This window comes from Methylobacillus arboreus, assembly GCF_020532725.1.
Taxonomy (GTDB): Bacteria; Pseudomonadota; Gammaproteobacteria; order Burkholderiales; family Methylophilaceae; genus Methylobacillus; species Methylobacillus arboreus.
The window spans coordinates 788-3290 of sequence record NZ_JAJAVC010000001.1 but is presented as its reverse complement, the minus strand read 5'-3'; the positions used below and the strand labels follow the sequence as shown (position 1 = coordinate 3290).

Sequence of the window (2503 nt, the reverse complement as noted above, 5' to 3'; positions counted from 1 at the left end):
GTATAGAAATAGCCGGCGTTGCCGTTGGCGTCCGTGAGTTTGACGATGTCGCCAAAGGCGTTGTATTCGGTGGTGATGCTGTGGCCCAGGGCATCAATGGCCCCGGTCTTGCGGCCCAGCAGGTCGAATTGCTGTTGGGTCAATCGCTGGTCGGCGGTGCCATAGGCTTCGAAGATGCGCACCTGGTTGCCCAGGGCGTCGTATTCGTAATGGGTGGTGATGGCCTCAGGCGTGCCGTGGGCGCGGGTTTCGTCGGTGAGCCGGCCCGCCTTGTCGTAGGCGTAATGGGTGGTGGCGGCTACACCGGTACCGTAGGCGATGGTCTTGCTAATGAGGTTGCCTGTCTCGTCATAGGTGTGACGAGTAGTTTCCCCTTCGGCGTTGATGCTGTCCTTGAGTCGTCCAGCCCCATCATAGCTGTATTGAGTAGTGCGATCGTCCGTGGCATGGAGACGCACGTAAACGCCGCTGGAGGGAGCAGCGGCATTGGCGGCAATGACAGCGGGACGGCCTGGATAGGGCGTGAGAGTACCCTCCAGTTTGTTGGCGTAATGGATTTCTTCGATGACACGGCCGTTGCCGTCATAGATGAACCGGGTGACGTTGCGCTCGGCATCCCAGCGGAAGATCGGGCGATGGGCAGCATCGTAGGCGAGTTGGGTCAGTTGGTCCTGCGCCGAAGTCAGGATGTAGGCCCCCGTAGCAGGTACGTTACTGCCAATACTCGGCACATTATTGGGGCCTAGAGTCTCACGGCGTACCACTGGGTTGGCATAACGTGTGGTCTGGTAGAGACCACCATTCGCAGTGTAGAGGTAGGCCGTGACGTAGCCTTCTGCATCAATGGTGAAGGTTGCTCGGTTCAAGCCATCATAGACGGTCTGTTCCACCCGATCTTGCAGGGTATTCTCGATCAGGTAAGCACCCGTGCCGGTACCACTGGTGCGGATCTCGATGTTGCCATTCGCGGCCAGGGTACCCTGCAGCAGGTTGGCATACTGGGTGCGCTTGACGACGTTGCCTGCCGCATCGTACTGATTGCGCGTGACGTAGCCATTCGCATCTACGGTGAAGGTCAGGCGGTTATCTTTGTCGTAGACGTATTGGGTGACGCGGTCATCCGCACTGGTGTTCAGCCGTCCTGTCACTGTGGTCGGAGGAAGGCCTAGTACCAAGCCTGTCAGGTCAATCGCCGTCGCATGCTGGGTCACCTTGATGAGGTTGCCGTTGCCGTCATAGCTGTTGGTCGTGACGTGACCCAGGGCGTCCACGGTGTGAATCACGCGGTTGTTGGCATCGTAGGTATAGCGCGTGACGTTGCCCAAGGCATCGGTCTTGCTCAGGACGTAGCCCGTGCCGCTGTAGGTGTAGGTGGTCTTGAGGGCGAGGCCGTCCGCATCGACGACTTCCTGGGTACGGCGGCCCAGTTTGTCATAGAGGTAGACGGTCTTGGTCGCCAACGGCGTGCCAACTCCTTCGGTGACGATCACGGTGTTGCCGCGGGCGTCATAGGTAAAGCGCGTTTCCAGGTTCAGGCCATTGGGATTGTCATCGGCACCGCTGACCCAGTTGGGGCCTCGCCTGGGATCGACGACAATGGCCGTCACTTGGCCCTTGGCGTCATAATCGGTACGAGTCCAGGTACCAGCCGCATCCTGCTCCCAGGTCTTGCGGCCTTGGGCATCGTAGCGATAGGTGGTCGTAATATTGAGGTTGCCTGTGCCCGGATTGATCACCTGGGTCAGGACGCGGTTGGCCGCATCGTAGGTGTAATGGGTGTTGGTGCCTCGACCGTCCTGCGATATGCTGAGGCGGCCGGCCTTGTCGTAGGTATTGGTGTTGGTAGCGATGGGGTCAATGGTCTTCAGCAGGCGGCCATCGTTGTCATAGGTATAGGTAGTGATGTGTCCTCGGCCATTTTTGATACTGACGGTCTCGCCAAAGCCGTTGGCGGTGGTCGTGACCTGGACGCCTTCCGCCGTGGTCATGATCATGGTGCGTGCCGTGCTGTTGTAGGCGTAGGTAGTGGTATTACCGCGTCCGTCCAATTTGCTCAGGACTCGGTCATGGGCATCATAGGTGGTCCGGCTTGTGGTGTTGGTGCCGTCGATCAAGGTGATCTGGCGCCCCAGGCGGTCGTATTCGTACTTGGTGGTCAGGTTACGCGCATCCGTGACTTGGGTCACGCGGCCAAACGCATCCAGGGTGCGGGTGGTGGCAAGACCGAGTTCATTGTTTTCGCGGTTAAGGAGCCCGCGGCGATCATAGGCGTAGGTCGCCCAGGTGGTTGTACTGCTGTTGATCTTGAAGGTTTCCCTGATGCGCTCACCAAAGGCGGTGTACTCCACAGTGTTGGTATTACCCAAGGCATCGGTCCGGCTAATGACTTGACCTGCCCTGTCATAACCTGCCTTGAGTTCGCTGTAGCCGCCCGCGAGGCTGCTCACCGCCGTGCCCAGCGTGCTGGTCTTGCCGCCCATCAGGGTGCCCAGCACCGCCGTCG

Annotated in this window: 1 protein-coding gene; it reads right to left on the bottom strand. The window is 59.4% G+C overall.

The features are described 5' to 3' along the window. A partial coding sequence (locus tag LG198_RS00010; RefSeq protein WP_230341130.1) for an RHS repeat protein occupies positions 1-2503 on the bottom strand: 2503 nt, incomplete at both ends.